Raw genomic sequence first — 16556 nt, 5'->3', positions numbered from 1 at the left:
TCTCGATCCGCCGCAAGCCTTCACCTTTCGGATCGACCCGGCTAAGGTCCGGCCATGCGGATTCTCCCACAGGATCATGCCGCCCTCGACCTGGTCGGGCGGGGCGCGGCGGTCCTTATCGACCGCGCGATCGCGTGGTCGAACGTCAACTCCGGCAGCGACAACCCCGACGGCCTGAACACGATGCTGGGCCTGCTCGAGGCGGAGGCGGTCCGCCTGCCCGCCCAGGTCGCCCGGGTCCCGACCCAGGGCTTCTGCACCGTCGCCGATGACGGCGCCGTGCGCCCCCAGGCCCGCGCCGACGCGCTTCGGATCACCGCCCGCCCCGACGCGCCGATCCAGGTCGTCCTGACCGGTCACTACGACACCGTCTATCCGGCCGACAGCGGTTTTCAGTCCGTCACGACCCGCCCCGACGGTGCCCTGAACGGCCCCGGTATCGCCGACATGAAGGGCGGCATCTCGGTCATGCTGGCCGCGCTTGAAGCGTTCGAGACCCACCCCGACCGGGAACGCGTCGGCTGGACGGTCCTGCTGTCCCCGGACGAGGAGATCGGCTCCCCCGCCTCCGCCCCCCTGCTGGCAGAGCTGGGCGCGCGCGGCCACGTCGGCATGACCTATGAGCCCGCCCTGGCCGACGGGACGCTCGCCGGTGCCCGTAAGGGCAGCGGCAACTTCCACCTGATCGTCACGGGCAAGGCCGCCCACGCCGGTCGCGCCTTCCACGAGGGGGCCAATGCCGTCGCCGGGGCCGCCATCGTCGCCGCACAGCTCCACGCCCTGAACGGCCGCCGCGAGGGCGTGACGGTCAACGTCGCCCGCATCTCGGGCGGCGGCGCGCTCAACGTCGTGGCCGACAATGCCGTCGTTCGCTTCAACGTCCGTGTTCCGGACGCGCAGGCCTCGGCCTGGATCACCGACGCCATCACCGAGATCGCCTCCGATCCGCCCTTCGACGGCCTGACGCTGGAGCTCCACGGCGGCATGACCCGCGCGCCCAAGCCCATGGATGCCTCCCAGACCGCCCTGTTCGAGGCGGTGCGCGAGACGGGCGCCCTGCTGGGCCAGACCATCGCCTGGTCGCCGAGCGGCGGCGTCTGCGAAGGCAACAACCTGCACGCCGCCGGCCTGCCCAACATCGACACCCTGGGCGTCCGCGGCGGCCTGATCCATTCGGCCGAAGAGTTCGCCTGGCCCGACAGCTTCGTCGAGCGGGCGCAGCTGAGCGCCCTGATGCTGTGCAAGATCGCATCCGGCGAGATCGATGCCCAGCGCCTGAAACGTCTGCGTCTGGAGACCCTGTAGTGCTCGTCGTCCGCCCCGCCGGTCCCGCCGACCTGGATCACCTTCTGGAATTGGCCATCCTGTCCGGCCCCGGCTTCACCAGCCTGCCCGAGGACCCGGATCAACTGTCGGAGCGCCTGGACATCAGCCGCGACAGCTTCGCCGGCACCCTGGCCCCCCAGGCCCGCTGGTACACATTGATGATGGAGGAGACGGACACCGGCGACGTCGACGGCATCGCCTCGGTCAAGGCGGCGGTCGGGCTGAACCGGCCGTTCTTCTCGTTCCGCGTCGTCAACAACGCCTCGTCCTCGCCCTCGCTCGACATCAAGCTGGAGCATCAGACGCTGCAGCTGGTCAACGAATGCACCGGCTGGACGGAGGTCGGATCCCTGTTCCTGAAGGCCGACCGGCGCAAGGGCGGCGCGGGCCGTCTGCTCAGCCAATCGCGCTACATGCTGATCGGCGCCCAGCCCGACCTGTTCGCCGAGACCGTGCTGGCCGAGCTGCGCGGCGTCTTCACCCCCGACGGAGCCTGCCCCTTCTGGGACCACGTCGCGCACAAATTCTTCCCCATGCCGTTCGATCAGGCGGACATGATGACCGGCTCGACCGACAAGCAGTTCATCCTCGACCTGGCGCCGCGCCACCCGATCTACATCGAACTGCTGCCCGAACCCGCCCGCGCCGTGATCGGCAAGGTCCACCCCCAGGGCGTCGCCGCCATGGCCCTGCTGGAAAGCGAGGGCTTCCGCCCCAACGGCCTGATCGACATCTTCGATGCCGGCCCCACCGTCAGCTGCCCGCGCGACCACATCCGCACGGTCCGCGACGCCCGCCGCCTGACCGCCTCCGTCGTCAACGACGTCGAGGCGGAGCTACCGTCTTTGGTCTCCACCGACAGCGTGGGCGACTTCCGCGCGGTTCGGGCCAAGGCCGCTATCGACGGCGACACCGTGCGCCTGCCCGCCGAGGTGGCGGAGGCGTTGCGGATCAAATCCGGCGACACCGTGCGCGTAAAATCCTGAGGCACCCATGACCGACGGCAAACTCTATATCGACGGGCGCTGGACCGACGGCTCCGGCGACGGCTTCGCCTCCTTCGACCCGGCGACAGAGGCCCGCGTCTGGCGTGGCAACGAAGCCTCGACCGCCCAGGTCGGACAGGCGGTCCAGGCCGCCCGCACCGCCTTCCCCGACTGGGCCGACCGCCCCCGCGCCGACCGCATCGCGGCGATGAAACGCTATCAGGCCGCGCTGAAGGCCCGCACCCCCGCCTTCGCCGAAGCCATCAGCCGCGAGACCGGCAAGGCCCTGTGGGAGACCACCGCAGAGTTGGGCTCCATGGCGGGCAAGGTCGACATTTCCATCCGCGCCTATGACGAGCGCACCGGCGAACGCACGGCCGAGACCGCCTTTGGCCACGCCACCCTGCGCCATCGTCCGCATGGCGTCGCGGCAATCCTCGGCCCCTTCAACTTCCCCGGCCACCTGCCCAACGGCCACATCGTCCCCGCCCTGCTGGCCGGCGACACCGTGGTGTTCAAGCCGTCGGAGGAGACGCCCCACGCCGGCCAGCTGATGGCCGAATGCCTGCAGGAAGCCGACCTGCCCGCGGGCGTGTTCAACCTGGTTCAGGGCGGCCGCGACGTCGGCGCCGCCCTGCTGGATCAGCCGATCGACGCCCTGATGTTCACCGGCTCGGGCGCGGCCGGAGCCCATTTCCGCAAGAAGTTCGCCGACGATCCCCACGTCATCCTGGCGCTGGAGCTGGGCGGCAACAATCCGCTGGTCGTCTGGGACGCCGCCGACGCAGCTGCCGTCGCGGGCCTGGTGGTCCAGTCCGCCTTCGTCACCACCGGCCAGCGCTGCTCCTGCGCCCGCCGCCTGATCGTGCCCGAAGGCCCGGCCGGCGACGCCATCGTCGAGGCCGTCCACAGCCTGGTCGACCGGTTGATTTTCGCCCCCTGGAACTCGACCCCCGAACCCTACGCCGGTCCCCTGATCTCGCAACGCGCCGCCGAACAGGCCTTGGCCGCCCTGCAACAACGCATCGACATGGGCGCGAAGGTCATCCGCGCCTCCGGTCCCGTCGACAACCTGCCCGGTGCCTTCGTGAAGCCCGCCATCCTCGACGTCACCGGCATCGACGTCCCCGACGAGGAGATGTTCGCCCCCTTCCTGTCCGTCACCCGCGTCCCGACGTTCGACGCCGCGATCCAGGCTGCCAACGCCACCCGCTACGGCCTGTCCGCCGGGCTGGTCAGCGACGATCCAAAAAACTGGGACCACTTCATCCGCCGCATCCGCGCCGGCGTCGTCAACTTCAACCGCCCGACCACCGGCGCCGCCGGCGACATGCCCTTCGGCGGCCTCGGTGCCAGCGGCAACCACCGCCCCAGCGCCTACTACGCCGCCGACTACTGCGCCTATCCGGTCGCCAGCTTCGAGGCCGGCGCGGTGAAGGACATCGAGGGCGAGATCAAGGGATTGAGGGCGTGAGCGAGCTTCAGTTTCCTTCTCCCCTTGCGGGAGAAGGTGGCAGCCGAAGGCTGACGGATGAGGGGTACGAAGATGCGGATCAGGTCCGTCCCGTAGCGCTCATCGGCAGACGCCGCGTGTCACCCCTCACCCGATCGCGCCAGAACGACGGCTGCGCCGCGGTGCGCGATCTCCCTCTCCCGCAAGGGGAGAGGGGTCTGTGACCCCCGCCGTCGAAGCCAATGCCGACGGCCTGATCGGCCCGACCCACTCCTATGCCGGTCTCAGCCCCGGCAACCTCGCCTCCAGCCTGAACAAGGGCGAGGCGTCGAACCCGCGCGCCGCCGTGCTGCAGGGTCTCGACAAGATGAAGCGGCTCGCCGACCTCGGCCTGCCCCAGTTCGTCCTGCCGCCGCACGAACGCCCCGACATCCCCTTCCTCCGCTCGCTGGGTTTCACTGGCTCCGACGCCCGCGTGCTGGAACAGGCGTGGAAGGACGCCCCCAGCTTCGCCGCCGCCGCCTGCTCCGCCAGCCCGATGTGGGCCGCCAACGCCGCGACCGTGACGCCGTCCGCCGACAGCGCGGACGGCCGCGTCCACTTCACCCCGGCCAACCTGCACACCAACCTGCACCGCTCGCTGGAGCACGCCCAGACCAGGCGGTCGCTGGACGCCCTATTCCCCGATCCCGCCCGCTTCGCCGTCCACGACGCCCTGCCCGCCGTCGCCCATCTGGCCGACGAGGGCGCCGCCAACCACGTCCGCCTGTGCGCCGAACACAGCAGCCCCGGCGTCAACCTGCTGGTCTGGGGCCGTGATGCGTTCGAGGCCTGGGACGGTCCCTACCCTGCCCGTCAGACCCGTCAGGCTTCCGAGGCCATTGCCCGTCGCCACGGTGCATCGGGCACCGTCCTGGCCCAGCAGTCCCGCGCCGCCATCGCGGGCGGCACCTTCCACAACGACGTCGTCTGCGTCGGCGCGCTCGACACCCTGTTCCACCACGAGCTGGCGTTCGAGGACACCGCCGCCACCCACGCCGCCATCCGCGCGGCCGCGACCGGGTTCGAGCCCATCTTCGTCGAGGTCTCTTCCGCCGACCTGCCCCTGGCCGACGCCATCTCCAGCTATCTGTTCAACTCCATGCTGGTGCAGATTTCGGCCGAGGATCGCCTGACCCTGATCTGCCCGACCGAGACCCGGGACAACCCCCGCGCCCACGCCGTCGCCCAGGCCCTGACCGCCTCCAACGGTCCGATCGGCCGGGTCGAATACGTCGATGTGCGCCAGTCGATGCGGAACGGCGGCGGCCCCGCCTGCCTGCGCCTTCGCGTCGTCCTGACCGAGGCCGAGCTCGCCGCCAACAACCCCGCCATGCGCCTGACCGACGCGCTGCACGCCCGCCTGTCGGACTGGGCGAACCGTCACTACCGCGACACCCTGGCCCCCGCCGACCTCGCCGATCCGGCCCTGATCTTCGAGACGCGCACCGCACTGGATGAACTGACCGGCCTGCTGGGCCTGGGGTCTGGTTTCTATCCGTTCCAGCGATAGCGGCATGACCACCTTCACGCACCGTATCGCCACAGAGGCCGATATTCCCGCGCTGGTGGGGCTGATGGACCTGGCGATCTCGGGTCCGCTGTCGGCCTTTCTGACACCCGATCAGATCGCGGCCAGCCGAAGGCTGATGGGTCTCGACAGTCAGATCATCGCCGACCGGACCTATTTCATCATCGAGGCGGACGGCGCACTGGCGGCCTGCGGCGGATGGAGCCGCAGGATCACGACCTACGGCGGCGACCACACGCCCGGCCGTGTTCCCACACCCCTGACGCCCGGCGTCGATGCCGCTCGCATCCGCGCCATGTACACCCACCCGGATTTCCTGCGGCAAGGACTGGGCCGGATGATCCTGGACCTGTGCGAGCGCGCGGCGCTTGCCGACGGCTACACCTCGGTCGAACTGGTTGCCACGATGGGCGGAGAGCCGCTGTATCTCGCCGCCGGATATGTCGAGATCGAACGGTTCGAGGACGATCGCGGCGGCGCGCCGGTGCCCCTGGTGCGGATGGGCAAGTCGCTGGTGGCCTGATACCCAGACGAGATGACCGAAGCCGCCGCCATGCCCCACATCCCAATGAGTCCGGGCCGCCGCCTGCGGAACATCATCGGCGGCTCGGCCGGCAATCTGGTCGAGTGGTTCGACTGGTACGCCTATGCCGCCTTCACCCTGTATTTCGCACCGGTCTTCTTCCCCAAGGGCAGCGAGACGGCCCAACTGCTGGCCACCGCCGCCATCTTCGCCGTCGGCTTTCTGATGCGGCCGGTCGGGGCCTGGGTCATGGGGGTCTATTCGGATCGCAAGGGGCGCAAGGCCGGTCTGACCCTGTCGGTCAGCCTGATGTGCGCGGGCTCGCTGCTGATCGCCTGCACCCCGGGATACGCCACCATCGGCATCGCAGCCCCCGCCCTGCTGCTGCTGGCCCGCATGATGCAGGGCCTCAGCGTCGGCGGCGAATACGGCTCCAGCGCCACCTATCTGTCGGAGATGGCGACGCCGAACCATCGCGGCTTCTGGTCCAGCTTCCAGTACGTCACCCTGATTTCCGGCCAGCTGCTGGCCCTTATGCTGCTAATCCTGCTGCAGCGGACGCTGGGTGACGACGCCCTGTCCGCCTGGGCCTGGCGCATCCCCTTCTTCGTCGGCGCGGGGCTGGCCGTCATCGTCTTCTGGCTGCGTCGCCGCCTGGACGAGACCCATGCCTTCAAGGCCGAGGCCACCCGCGCCGCCCCGAAATCCAGCGCGCTGGAGCTGATCCGCCGTCACCCGAAGGAGGCGCTGATCGTGCTGGGCCTGACCGCCGGGGGCACGCTCGCCTTCTATACCTACACCACCTACCTGCAGAAATTCCTGACCAACACCTCGGGCTTCTCCAAGGCCCAGGCGACCGAGATCAGCGCCGCCGCCCTGTTCCTCTTCATGCTGCTGCAACCCGCCGTGGGGGCGCTGTCGGATCGGATCGGCAGGAAGCCCGTCATGATCGCCTTCGGGGTGCTGGGCCTGATCTGTACCGTGCCGATCATGAGCACCCTGGCCGTCACCACGAACCCCCTTGTCGCCTTTGCCCTCAGCCTCGCCGCCCTGGTCATTGTCAGCGGCTACACCGCCATCAACGCCGTGGTGAAGGCCGAGCTGTTTCCCGCCCATATCCGAGCCCTGGGCGTCGCCCTGCCCTACGCCATCGCGAATGCGGTGTTCGGCGGCACGGCCGAATACGTCGCCCTGTGGTTCAAGCTGGACGGCCGAGAGAGCCTGTATTTCTGGTACGTCACCGCCATGATCGGCGTGTCGCTGATCACCTACGTCCTGATGCGCGACACGAAGGCGAAGAGTTTGATCGCAGACTGACCACCGCCGTCATCCTCGGACTTGATCCGAGGATCAGACGTTGGCCGGGCTGGGTCTTGCGCCGGTCGCACGGACGGGCGGACAATCCGATCCTCGGATCAAGTCCGAGGATGACGAAATCAGGTGTTCGGCGCTTGCGCATTCGGAGGCACATCGGGCGCGGATGCCTTGGCTCCATCGTCTTCATCGGCCAGATAGACCACCCGGCACTCGCCCTCGACCGTGGTGTAGCGGCCGTTGGCGGCATCGACGAACGAGACCCGCCCGCCGTCGTCATATTCGACCTTGCCCGTCGACCGACCCCGGAAGTTCTCGGTGCCATAGGTCCAGCACGTGATGTCGGCCGGCTTGTCGCCCCAGGTCGCGGCGTTCCGCGCCCGCTTCGAGTCGGTGCAGCCCACCAGCGCCAGCGCCGACAGACCGACGGCCACGATCACTTTATTCACGCCGCGAATCTCCCGCCCTTGTCCGCATAAGCCTGGGTACCGCGCGTGATGACCCGGTCATAGGGCTGTATGGCCGTGATCCCGATGTCGCTCTGACCCTTCAGACGCTCATAGATCGGGCCGAAGTCCTCCAGCGTCGCGTCGTTCAGCGCCTCGATCGAGGGGATGACGAAATAGACCTGCTGGAAGTCGTCGATGCGATAGTCGGTCCGCATGATCCGCTCCAGGTCGAAGGCGATGCGGTTGGGTGACGGATCCTCGACCGCGAACACGCTCTCGGACGCCGACGACACGATGCCCGCGCCATAGATGCGCAGGCCGTCGCCCTGGTCCATCAGGCCGAACTCGACCGTGTACCAGTACAGGCGCGCCAGGTTCTTCAGCATGCCCAGGCTCTGCGCCCGCTGCCCGCCCTTGCCATAGGCCTGCATATAGTCGGCGAAATCGGGGTCCGTCAGCATCGGCACATGGCCGAACACGTCGTGGAAGATGTCGGGTTCCTGCAGGTAATCCAGCTGGTCCGGCTTCCTGATGAACTGGCCCGAGGGAAAGCGCCGGTTGGCCAGGTGGTCGAAGAACACCTCGTCCGGCACCAGACCCGGCACGCAGACCACCGTCCAGCCGGTCAGGGCCTTCAGCTTGGGGTTCATCAGGGCAAAGTCTGGAATGCCGCCGGTATTCAGATCCAGCGCGCTCAGCCCCTTGATGAAGGCATCGGCGGCGCGGCCGGGCAGGATTTCCATCTGGCGCGCATACAGGGTGTCCCAGGTGTCGTGCTCGACCTGGGTATAGGCCCGCCAGTTCTGGCTGATCGTCCAGTCGTCGGCCGCGCCCTCGGGCGGGCTTTGGTGAACGTGCTCGAAATCGGCCATGGCAGAACTCCCTTGGCTGCAATCTAGCGGGCGCGCGCCATGGCTCCAAGCGTCAGTGAATGGGCTGGGCTCGGGGGGCGTGATGGCCGGCCTCGTCAATGGTGAACCACTGGGCGCGATCGGCGTCATTCATCGGCGCGATGTCGGGATCGTGTTCCAGCACCGCCTCGGCGGCATAGACGAGAAAGCCTGAGTCCTCGCCCATGGCCAGCACGCGATAGAAGGGCTGGTCGCGGTGGTCGGGACCGGGCTCGTTGGCAGGTCCGGCATAGACGGCGTCGACATCGACCACGACTCCGCAAAACGATTCCTCGCGGTGACGCACGATCTGGCCGAGGCCGAATTTGGCAGTCAGGGACTGGGTCATGACCGTGTTTTACGAAAACCGGCCTGAGCAGGACGCTGTTCGACCTGTTCATCTTCGCGTCAGATAGGCTTGGCGCGGACGATCATCGGGGGTTAGGCTGTCACGGACGGGCGCCCGTCTCGGTTGCGCCCATGCGAAAGTTCGGCCCATGCCGGAACCCGACGGCGCGCCCCGGCGGCGCGACGAACGGTCCCGGGTCCAGCGGGCGTCGAGCGGGGATGCGTCGGTTCGCGACGGCCCCGTCTATGGCGCGCTTGATCTGGGGACCAACAACTGCCGCCTTCTGATCGCGCGCCCGGCGCGCGACGGCTTCCGCGTGGTCGACAGCTTCAGCCGCATCGTGAGACTCGGCGAGGGGTTGTCCCGGACCGGTCGTCTGGACGACGCCGCCATGGATCGCGCCTATGATGCCCTGGCCCTGTGCGCCGAACGTGTGGTCCGGCGCGGGGTGGATTCGAACCGGCTGATCGCGGTGGCCACCCAGGCCTGTCGGCAGGCCGAAAACGGGCCCGCCTTCGTCGAGCGGGTGCGCAAGGGCACCGGTCTGAAGCTGCGCATCATCGACCCGGTCGAGGAGGCCCGCCTGTCGGTCGAGGGGTGCCTGAACCTGTTCGATCCAGCGGCCGAGGCGGTGCTGGTCATCGACGTGGGCGGTGGCTCGACCGAGCTGTCCTGGCTGCGCAAATCTGGCAGCGAGATGAAGACGGTGGCCTGGCTGTCCGTCCCCCTCGGGGTCGTCACCCTGGCCGAGCGCCATCCGGAGCCGGAGGCGTCGGGTCACGTCTGGTATGAGGCCATGGTGGCCGATATGACCGAGGCCCTCGCCGCCGACGGTTTCGACGATCCCGAGTTTCGACGGCTTTACGAGGGCGGGCGTGGACATCTGGTCGGAACCTCGGGCGCCATCACCTCCCTGGCGGGCGTGCACCTGAACCTGCGCCGGTATCAACGCGATCTCGTGGACGGGCTGTGGATGACGCGGGCCGAGTGCGACGCGGCGGCCGACCGGCTGAAGGCCATGGGGCCACAGGGTCGTGCGGCCGAATCCTGCATAGGACCCGACCGGGCCGACCTGGTGCTGGCCGGGGCCGCGATCCTGGATGCCGTTCAGCGCGCCTGGCCCAGCGATCGGGTGCGCGTCGCCGACCGGGGTCTGCGCGAAGGTCTGCTGCTGCAGCAGATGCGACAGGCCAAGCGCCCGGTCCGTCGGCGGCGTGGACGCGGGTGCGGTCGGGCTCAGGCGGCGGGCGCGGCCGGCCCCGAGACCTGAACCGGCAGGTCGACGTCACAGATCGAGAAATCCGCGCCCCGCGCCGTCCGCACACCGTCGACCAGCGTCCGGAACGCCGCCGAGGACGCATCCATGACCTGGACCACCGGCCGCTCGGCGTCGGGCAGGTCCGAGGCGATGCGCACCCGCGTCATCCGGTCCGGATCGGCGGTGACCATCCCGTTGTCGCCGTCGCCGACCTTGATGCCCCGCACCACGTCCAGCCCCGACACCACCCGGCCCCAGATGGTGTAGCGCTTGTCCAGCGCCGGATAGGGCTGACGCATCAGGAAGAACTGGCTGTTGGCGCTGTCGTTCGCCTCGTCGCGCGCCATGCCCGCGACACCGGGGCAATAGGTGCCCCAGCCATGGACCTTGCCGTCGGCCGTCGTGGCCATCAGCGCCGTCGGCTGGGTCTGGATCGGCAGGCTGTTCAGAAAGCCCAGGGCGGCGCCGGCGGGTGCCGCGACCTCCGCGAACGGGGTCTCCGGCCCACGGCGGAAGGTGAATTCGGCCTTCAGGTCAGGATAGGGGCTCTGGCCCTCGCCCGTGCCCAGCGGATCCCCGGTCTGGGCCATGAAGCCGTCGATGACGCGGTGGAAGACGATGCCGTCGAAGAAACCGCGCCGCGCAAGCAGCCGCATGCGCTCGACATGCAGGGGGGCGGCCTCCGGCGTCATCTCGACCAGGATGCGGCCCTTGTTGGTGTCGATGACCAGCAGGTTCTCGGGCGGCACCGTGCGCCAGTCGGTCGCGACGGCCATCGGGGCCTCCGCCGCCGCGCCCATGTCCTGGGCCGAGGCGATCGAGGCGGACGCCAGCAGCGCCGTCGCCAGGGCGGACAGTTTGATCATGGCGCGGTCACCTCGGTCACGGGCTGCACGTCGCAGATGTTGAACGACGTGCCCTTGGCCGCGCGGGCCTCGGCGACATGGGCCTGGAAGGCGGCGGAGCGCGGGTCCTGCACCCGCACCGTCGGCCGTTCACCCTCCGGCAGGGCGGCGGCGGTGCGCACATGGGTCATTGTGTCGGGATTGTCCGTGACCTTGCCGTCCTCGGCCTCCGGTCCCGGCTTCAGGCGCGAGACGACGTCCAGCCCCGACACGACACGGCCAAAGACGGTGTAGTTGCCGTTCAGGGTGTCGTTGCGCGCCATCATCAGGAAGAACTGGCTGTTGGCGCTGTCCGGGCTGCCCGCCCGTGCCATGCCCAGCACTCCGGCGCAGAACAGGCCCGTCGCCGGTGTCTTGAAGTCCGCCGTCACCATCATCTGGGCATCCGGCTGGGTCACGACGGGGATCGCGTGGACGAAGCCCACCAGGCCCGTTCCCCCGCCCTCGACCGGCGCGAACCCGGCGTCCCGGCCCCGGCGGAAGCTGAATTCCGCCGGCACATTGGGCAGTTCCGATCCACCCGCGCCCGTGCCCAGCGGATCGCCCGTCTGGGCCATGAAGCCTGTCAGCACGCGATGGAACTTCAATCCGTCGTAAAAGCCCTGGTCCGCCAGGGTCCGGATGCGGGCGACATGGTTGGGGGCCAGCAGAGGATCCAGTTCGACCAGGATCCGGCCCTTGGAGGTGTCGATGACCAGCAGGTTCTCCGGCGCGACCGTGCGCCAGTCGCTGGCGGCGGGCGCGGTCTGCGCCATGACCCCGGACACGGGCGCGACAGCGGGCATCAGGACCGACAGGGCGGCGGCGACGGCGAACGGCATGATCTTCAAGCGAGGCATCCTGATCGGTTACGGTTTGACCCGCTCGCGCACGGCGGCGGCGACGGCGGGGCTGACGAAGCTGTCGATGTTGCCATCCAGCCGGGCGATCTCCTTGACCAGCCGCGAGGCGATCGCCTGGTGGCGCGGGTCGGCCATCAGGAACACGGTCTCGATGTCGTCATTGAGGCGCTGGTTCATGGCCGTCATCTGGAACTCGTATTCGAAGTCCGCGACGGCGCGCAGGCCCCGCACGATGACGTTGGCGTTCAGATGCTCTGCGAAATGCATCAGCAGGGTCGAGAACGGCTGCACGTCGATGTCGCCGCCCAGCCCCGCGACCTCGGCCCGCACCATCTCGACACGCTCGGCCGTGGTGAACAGGGGTCCCTTGTCGTCGTTCTGCGCCACGCCGATGACCAGCCGGTCCACCAGCTTCACGGCGCGTCCGATGATGTCCATATGCCCGTTGGTGACGGGATCGAAGGTGCCCGGATAGAGACCGATGCGCATGGCGATGTGTTCTCCCCGGACGGTGTGATCTAGCACTCGCCGTTCGATGCGGTCCAGATGGCGGGGCCTCAGCCCAGCGGCCGAACCCGGTTCACGTGGCCCATCTTGCGACCGGGTCGTGCGTCGGACTTGCCGTACAGATGCAGCCGCTGATCCGGCCGGGCCACGATCTTGGACCACTGATCGACCTCGTTACCCAGCAGATTGGTCATCTCCACGCGGGCATGGGCCGCCGTCGGCCCCAGCGGCCAGCCGGCGATGGCCCGGATATGCTGTTCGAACTGGTCGCAGACACAGCCGTCCTGCGTCCAGTGGCCGGTGTTGTGAACCCGGGGCGCGATCTCGTTGACCAGCAGCTTGCCGCCCCCCAGATCGAACAGCTCGATGCCGATCACGCCGACGTAGACCAGCCCGTCCAGCACGGCGGCGGCGATGGCCTTGGCGCGTCGCTCGGTCCTGGTGTCGATCTCGGCGGGGGCCTGGGTGGTCCGCAGAACACCCCCCGCGTGCCTGTTCTCGCCCAGCGGATAGACCGCCACCGACCCGTCTCGGCCCCGCGCGGCGATGATCGACAGCTCGCGGGTGAACGGTGCCTTCGCCTCCAGAATCGCGGGCCGTCCGTCCAGTGAGGCCAGCGCGGTCTCGGCCTGCTTCCGCGACTTGATCCAGACCTGGCCCTTGCCGTCGTAGCCCTCGCGTCGGGTTTTCAATAGCGCGGGCAGGCCCAGCGCCTCGATGCCCGCCACCAGATCGTCCAGCGAATCGACCGGGACGAAGTCGACCGTCGTCGCCCCGACCGCGTTCAGAAACGTCTTTTCGTCCACCCGGTCCTGGGCCACCGCCAGCGCCGTCGGGCCTGGCGCGACCAGGGCCCCGGCCTCGGCCAGCCGCTCGACCGAGGTGGCGGGCACGTTCTCGAACTCGAAGGTGACGACGTCGCAGACCCGCCCGAACACGCTCAGCGCCGTCGGATCGTCATAGGCGGCGACGATCTGGCCGCGCGAGACCCGACCTGCCGGACTGTTCTCCTCCGGGTCCAGGATGACCACGTCGAACCCCAGCCGCGACGCCGCCTGCGACAGCATCCGGCCCAGCTGGCCGCCGCCCAGGATGCCGATGGTCGATCCGGGAGCCAGTGGAGAGACGTCGGACACGGCGCTCAATCAGTCCTCGACCGTCTCGAGGACGGCCTCGGTCTGGGCTTCGAGAAAGGCCTCCAGCCGACCGCCCAGCACATCGTCCGACAACGCCAGGATCTGCGCCGCCAGGATCCCCGCGTTCTTCGCCCCCGCCTCGCCGATGGCCAGGGTCGCCACGGGCACCCCCCCCGGCATCTGGACGATGGACAACAGGCTATCGAGACCCTTCAGCGCCTTGGACTGCACCGGCACCCCCAGCACCGGCAGAGGCGTCATCGACGCCGCCATGCCCGGCAGATGCGCCGCCCCGCCCGCACCGGCGATGATGACCTTGACCCCCGCCGCCTTGGCCCCGGTCGCGAAGTCGTAAAGCCGCTTGGGCGTCCGGTGCGCCGACACGACCCGCGCGTCCCACGCCACGCCCAGCCGGTCCAGCGCCTCGGCCGCGTGCTTCATCGTCGGCCAGTCCGAGCGGCTGCCCATGATGATCGCCACCGGCGCGGTCGTCGTCGTCATGGTCGATCAGGCCCCTGGCTCCGAAAGCGGCCGGTTACAGCACGCACGTTGCGCCCGCAACTGACGGCGTTAGCTTAGGGTCGTGCCTCGCCTGTCTGAGTCGCGCCCCCGGAGCCCACGCCCCTCGTGACCGACGCCGCCGACATCGACAGCGGACTGGACCCTCAGGCCGAGATCGCCCGCCTGCGCGCCGAGGTCGAGGCCCTGCGCGCCCGCGCCGAGGCCGCCGAGGCCGCGGCCGACCACGACGTCCTGACCCCCGTCCTGAACCGCCGCGGCTTCGTGGCCGCCATGCAGCGGACCATGGCCTACTGCACCCGCTACAAGGTGCCGGCCGTCCTGCTTTATCTCGACCTGGACGGGTTCAAGGGCGTCAACGACAGCCTGGGCCACGCCGCCGGCGACGCCGCCCTGGTCCGGGTGGCCGAGCTTCTGCTCGAAAACGTGCGCGCCACCGACGCCGTCGGCCGCCTGGGCGGCGACGAGTTCGGCCTGCTGCTGCTCAACGCCGGCATCGAGGAGGGTCGCGAGAAGGCCGCCGGTCTGAAGGCCGCCCTGGAACAGGCCGACTTCCGCTACGAAGACCGGCCCGCCCCGCTCGGCGGTTCCTTCGGCGTCCGCGCCTTCACCGGCCAGACCGACGTCGAGACCTGGCTGGCCGAAGCCGACGCGGCGATGTGGGTCCGGAAGCGGGGCCGGTAAGACTTTCCTTCTCCCCTTGCGGGAGAAGGTGCCCCGCAGGGGCGGATGAGGGGTACGAAGACGCGGACGACGTCGCTGGAACGGGGCTCACGGCCCAGACCGAGTGTGTCACCCCTCATCCGACCTCGCTTCGCTCGGCCACCTTCTCCCGCAAGGGGAGAAGGATGATCACGCAATGATATCCGGCAGGATCCGGCTCTCGATCTTCACGATCTCGTCGCGCAGCAGCAGCTTCTTGCGCTTCAGCCGGGCGATCAGCAGCTGGTCGGGGATCGGCATGTGCGACAGGGCCTCGATCGAGGCGTCCAGGTCGCTGTGCTCCAGCCGCAGCAGCTTGACCTGGGCATGCAGCGCCAGTTCTTCGTCGGTCAGAAACGGTTGGTCGTCGTTCATCGGTGATCCTGCGCGCGGCGGCTTATAACGCTTCGCCGGTCACGCCGGAAGCCGTTCGGCCAGGGCGATCAGCGCCGGACGCGGCACCACCCGGCTCCATGCCCTGGCCACCGCCACCAGCCCCTCGATCGCGGGTCGCGGCGCACCGTCCGCCGTTGGAACCAGCGCCTCCAGCCCGGCCAGCAGATGCCGCTCGGCGGCCAGTTCCACGGCCTTGACCTGATCCCGCAGCGCCTCGCGGGCCGCATCGTCGATATCGGGCACAGGCAGCTTCAGCGTTCGTCGCACAGCGCGCAGGGGGGTGACCGCGACCCTGTCCCAGGCCCGCGCCGCATCGCAGGCCGCCTCGACCGTATCCGCGTCCAGCGCCCGACCCGTGATCGCGGCCCAGGCGGCCCAAAGCAACAGCGGGACGTTCTGACCGTTGGCATCCTGCAGGCTTAGGCACGCCTCAGCGACGCCATCCGCCCGATAGGCTTTCAACGCCCAATCCCAGAGATCGCTCATGCCTGATCGGCCGCCGGACCCTTCAGCCCGTCCCAGCGCCGCACCGATCCCCAGTCCAGCCCGAACAGATCCAGCGCCCGCCCCACCGACTGGTCCACGATGTCGGCGATGGTCTCGGGCCGGGCATAGAAGGCCGGCAGCGGCGGGGCGATGATCGCCCCCATCTCGGTCAGGGCCGTCATGGTCCGCAGGTGGCCCAGGTGGAACGGCGTCTCGCGCACCATCAGGACCAGCGGCCGCCGTTCCTTCAGCACCACGTCGGCCGCCCGCGTCAGCAGGGTGGAGGTCACGCCCGTGGCGATCTCACTCATCGTCCGCACTGAACAGGGCGCCACGATCATGCCCAGCGTCCGGAACGATCCCGAGGCGATGGTCGCCCCCACGTCGTTCAGCTTGTGCAGCACGCTGGCCTTGGCCGTCAGTTCGTCGGGCGTCAGGTCGGTCTCCTGCGACAGGGTCAGCAGAGCCGCGCGCGTGACGACCAGATGGCTCTCGACCCCCAGTTCGTTCAGCGCATCCAGCACCCGCGCGCCATAGATCACGCCCGATGCGCCCGAAATGCCGACGACCAATCGTTTCGGCTGGCTGTCCACGGCGACGTTCACATCATGGTCCAAATTGGGGGTCAGGCTGATCGGTGCCCGGAGGATTTTAACGGTCCGTTGACGTCACCGAACCGTGATTTCACAGATCGAAAATCCGGGCGCTCACTGTGTGGTCCCTTAGACATGGAGGCGCAAGCCATGACCATCGAAGCTCGTATCCGCGAACTGGGAAATCGTCACCGCCAGCTGGATGAGACCATCCAGCGGGAGTTCGGTCGGCCCGCCGTGGATGAGTTGCAGGTCAGGGAGCTCAAGCGAAGGAAGCTCCGCCTGAAGGAGGAAATCACCAGCCTGGAGGCCAGGGCGGGCTAGTCCCGGTCTCCACCCCAAGGTCGAACGG

20 protein-coding genes are annotated in these 16556 nt (G+C 68.9%); 9 read left to right on the top strand and 11 right to left on the bottom strand.

Annotation, left to right across the window (positions count from 1 at the left end):
* Positions 1 to 54: 54 nt before the first annotated feature.
* The 6 genes from AC1DW4_RS02685 (at position 55) to AC1DW4_RS02660 (ending at position 7175) form a co-directional block, all read left to right on the top strand.
* Positions 55 to 1305, top strand: a complete 1251-nt coding sequence (locus AC1DW4_RS02685) for a hydrolase (protein WP_477015692.1) — start codon at positions 55 to 57, stop codon at positions 1303 to 1305.
* Positions 1305 to 2312: an arginine N-succinyltransferase gene (locus AC1DW4_RS02680; RefSeq protein WP_477015691.1), complete on the top strand. Its 1008-nt coding sequence runs from the start codon at positions 1305 to 1307 to the stop codon at positions 2310 to 2312. Before AC1DW4_RS02685 ends, AC1DW4_RS02680 begins: the two co-directional genes overlap by 1 nt.
* Positions 2313 to 2319: 7 nt before the next feature.
* Positions 2320 to 3786 (top strand): succinylglutamate-semialdehyde dehydrogenase, encoded by a 1467-nt coding sequence (astD, locus tag AC1DW4_RS02675; protein WP_477015690.1) that lies wholly within the window; start codon positions 2320 to 2322, stop codon positions 3784 to 3786.
* A gap of 199 nt (positions 3787 to 3985) precedes the next feature.
* Entirely contained in the window at positions 3986 to 5317 is a 1332-nt protein-coding gene (gene astB / locus AC1DW4_RS02670; protein ID WP_477015689.1) for an N-succinylarginine dihydrolase, read from the top strand.
* A 4-nt stretch (positions 5318 to 5321) separates the two neighbouring features.
* A complete protein-coding gene (locus tag AC1DW4_RS02665) occupies positions 5322 to 5858 on the top strand; it encodes a GNAT family N-acetyltransferase (protein WP_477015688.1) in 537 nt (178 codons plus the stop codon).
* Between the two features lie 12 nt (positions 5859 to 5870).
* Positions 5871 to 7175, top strand: a complete 1305-nt coding sequence (locus AC1DW4_RS02660) for an MFS transporter (RefSeq protein WP_477015687.1) — start codon at positions 5871 to 5873, stop codon at positions 7173 to 7175.
* 119 nt (positions 7176 to 7294) lie between these two features.
* Here the strand turns inward: AC1DW4_RS02660 and AC1DW4_RS02655 are convergent, their stop codons facing one another.
* The 3 genes from AC1DW4_RS02655 to hspQ are packed head-to-tail and all read right to left on the bottom strand — an operon-like array spanning position 7295 to position 8860.
* Entirely contained in the window at positions 7295 to 7621 is a 327-nt protein-coding gene (locus AC1DW4_RS02655) for a hypothetical protein (RefSeq protein ID WP_477015686.1), read from the bottom strand.
* Positions 7618 to 8493 (bottom strand): phenylalanine 4-monooxygenase, encoded by an 876-nt coding sequence (gene phhA / locus AC1DW4_RS02650; RefSeq protein WP_477015685.1) that lies wholly within the window; start codon positions 8491 to 8493, stop codon positions 7618 to 7620. Before phhA ends, AC1DW4_RS02655 begins: the two co-directional genes overlap by 4 nt.
* Positions 8494 to 8545: 52 nt before the next feature.
* Complete coding sequence (gene hspQ, locus AC1DW4_RS02645; RefSeq protein ID WP_477015684.1) at positions 8546 to 8860, bottom strand: heat shock protein HspQ; 315 nt, start codon at positions 8858 to 8860, stop codon at positions 8546 to 8548.
* Between the two features lie 148 nt (positions 8861 to 9008).
* Here hspQ and AC1DW4_RS02640 point away from each other — a divergent pair, with 148 nt between their 5' ends.
* Positions 9009 to 10130, top strand: a complete 1122-nt coding sequence (locus AC1DW4_RS02640; protein WP_477015683.1) for a Ppx/GppA phosphatase family protein — start codon at positions 9009 to 9011, stop codon at positions 10128 to 10130.
* Here the strand turns inward: AC1DW4_RS02640 and AC1DW4_RS02635 are convergent.
* The 5 genes from AC1DW4_RS02635 to purE all read right to left on the bottom strand — a co-directional run bounded on the left by AC1DW4_RS02635 (position 10097) and on the right by purE (position 14009).
* Positions 10097 to 10984, bottom strand: coding sequence for a peptidylprolyl isomerase (locus AC1DW4_RS02635; RefSeq protein ID WP_477015682.1), 888 nt, complete (start codon positions 10982 to 10984; stop codon positions 10097 to 10099). The genes AC1DW4_RS02640 and AC1DW4_RS02635 overlap by 34 nt on opposite strands.
* Positions 10981 to 11862, bottom strand: coding sequence for a peptidylprolyl isomerase (locus AC1DW4_RS02630; RefSeq protein ID WP_477015681.1), 882 nt, complete (start codon positions 11860 to 11862; stop codon positions 10981 to 10983). Before AC1DW4_RS02630 ends, AC1DW4_RS02635 begins: the two co-directional genes overlap by 4 nt.
* 9 nt (positions 11863 to 11871) lie before the next feature.
* A complete protein-coding gene (gene coaD / locus AC1DW4_RS02625) occupies positions 11872 to 12354 on the bottom strand; it encodes a pantetheine-phosphate adenylyltransferase (RefSeq protein ID WP_477015680.1) in 483 nt (160 codons plus the stop codon).
* Positions 12355 to 12422: 68 nt separating this feature from the next.
* A complete protein-coding gene (locus AC1DW4_RS02620) occupies positions 12423 to 13517 on the bottom strand; it encodes a 5-(carboxyamino)imidazole ribonucleotide synthase (protein WP_477015679.1) in 1095 nt (364 codons plus the stop codon).
* Entirely contained in the window at positions 13518 to 14009 is a 492-nt protein-coding gene (gene purE / locus AC1DW4_RS02615; protein WP_477015678.1) for a 5-(carboxyamino)imidazole ribonucleotide mutase, read from the bottom strand.
* A gap of 126 nt (positions 14010 to 14135) precedes the next feature.
* On the opposite strand from purE, the gene AC1DW4_RS02610 reads away from it, so the two are divergent.
* Positions 14136 to 14711, top strand: coding sequence for a GGDEF domain-containing protein (locus tag AC1DW4_RS02610; RefSeq protein WP_477015677.1), 576 nt, complete (start codon positions 14136 to 14138; stop codon positions 14709 to 14711).
* A gap of 168 nt (positions 14712 to 14879) precedes the next feature.
* On the opposite strand, the gene AC1DW4_RS02605 is transcribed toward AC1DW4_RS02610, so the two are convergent.
* The 3 genes from AC1DW4_RS02605 to AC1DW4_RS02595 are packed head-to-tail and all read right to left on the bottom strand — an operon-like array spanning position 14880 to position 16228.
* Positions 14880 to 15104: a YdcH family protein gene (locus AC1DW4_RS02605; RefSeq protein ID WP_477015676.1), complete on the bottom strand. Its 225-nt coding sequence runs from the start codon at positions 15102 to 15104 to the stop codon at positions 14880 to 14882.
* Positions 15105 to 15143: 39 nt separating this feature from the next.
* The gene (locus AC1DW4_RS02600) at positions 15144 to 15611 is read right to left on the bottom strand and encodes a TIGR02444 family protein (protein WP_477015675.1); all 468 of its coding nucleotides are present in this window, start codon (positions 15609 to 15611) and stop codon (positions 15144 to 15146) included.
* On the bottom strand, positions 15608 to 16228 hold the full coding sequence (locus AC1DW4_RS02595; RefSeq protein WP_477015674.1) for a UbiX family flavin prenyltransferase: 621 nt from the start codon (positions 16226 to 16228) through the stop codon (positions 15608 to 15610). Before AC1DW4_RS02595 ends, AC1DW4_RS02600 begins: the two co-directional genes overlap by 4 nt.
* Before the next feature lie 126 nt (positions 16229 to 16354).
* Here AC1DW4_RS02595 and AC1DW4_RS02590 point away from each other — a divergent pair, with 126 nt between their 5' ends.
* Positions 16355 to 16528: a YdcH family protein gene (locus tag AC1DW4_RS02590; RefSeq protein ID WP_013268741.1), complete on the top strand. Its 174-nt coding sequence runs from the start codon at positions 16355 to 16357 to the stop codon at positions 16526 to 16528.
* Positions 16529 to 16556 lie beyond the last annotated feature (28 nt).

It is taken from the genome of Brevundimonas sp. P2_A6, from assembly GCF_056404975.1.
Note: the sequence above shows the minus strand (reverse complement) of the source record. Positions and strands in the feature narration are given on the sequence as shown.